The following is a 1,068-nucleotide window of genomic DNA, read 5'->3' as shown; positions in this document are numbered from 1 at the left end:
CGCGCCGCCGCCGACCAGCACCACCAGCCCGAGGGCCACCCACCGGGTGCGCCCCTCGCGGGCCAGCCGGACGAGCCGGCCGCGGCGGTCCACCGCGTCGGCGTTCGCCCCGGCCTTCGCGTCGTCCGGGCCCACGGTAGGCTCGGAGGGCTGCGGTCTGGTCTGAGTCATCTGGCTGATCCTCGTGTTTCTCCAGGGTCCTGCGCCCGGCTCGCACGAGTGTGCGCGCGCCGAGCTGAAGCCCCGCTGAAGCGACCTGAAGACCTCTTCAGCAAGGCGGCGGCGCGACCTGAGAACCTTGTCCCCATGCGCGTACTGGTGGTCGAGGACGAAAGGCGGCTGGCCGCGGCCCTGCAGCGGGGTCTGCGGGCCGAGGGGCTTCACGGTGGACGTCGCCCACGACGGACCGCAGGGGCTGTGGCTGGCCGGCGAGCACGACTACGACGCCATCGTGCTCGACATCATGCTGCCCGCTCTCAACGGCTACCGGGTCTGCGCCCGACTGCGCGCCGCCGGCTGCGAGTCGGGCATCCTGATGCTCACCGCCAAGGACGGCGAGTACGACGAGGCGGAGGCCCTCGACACCGGCGCCGACGACTTCCTCTCCAAGCCCTTCTCCTACGTCGTCCTGGTCGCCCGGCTGCGCGCCCTGATCCGGCGCACCGGCCGCCGCAGCCCGCAGATCATGGAGTTCGGCGACCTGGTGATCGATCCGGCCCGCCGCCGCTGCACCCGCGGCGACACCGAGGCCCGGCTGACGTCGCGCGAGTTCGACGTCCTCGTCCACCTGGCCCGCCGGGCCGGAGAAGTCATATCCAAGCGGGAGATACTGGACGGCGTCTGGGACGCCGCCTACGAGGGCGACCCCAATGTCGTCGAGGTCCACGTCAGCGCCCTGCGCCGGAAGATCGACGCGCCGTTCGGCCGCGCCGCGGTCGAGACCGTCCGCGGTGCGGGCTACCGGCTGGCGGCCGACGGTGGCTGAACCGTACGCGGACCCCGCGGCCCCCACGGACCACATCGGCGCCGACGGCCTCGGCGACCGGCCGGGCGCGGCCCCGCTCGGGA

1 pseudogene is annotated in these 1,068 nt (G+C 73.7%); it reads left to right on the top strand.

Annotated elements, in window-relative coordinates:
• The first annotated feature begins 306 nt into the window (after positions 1-306).
• Positions 307-985: pseudogene (locus AB0B01_RS30940) on the top strand (response regulator transcription factor).
• Positions 986-1,068: the final 83 nt, after the last annotated feature.

This window comes from Streptomyces sp. NPDC044571 (assembly GCF_040647115.1).
In the GTDB taxonomy this organism is placed as follows: domain Bacteria; phylum Actinomycetota; class Actinomycetes; order Streptomycetales; family Streptomycetaceae; genus Streptomyces.
The sequence above is the reverse complement of the archived record's forward strand: the minus strand, read 5'-3'. Positions and strand labels throughout refer to the sequence as shown.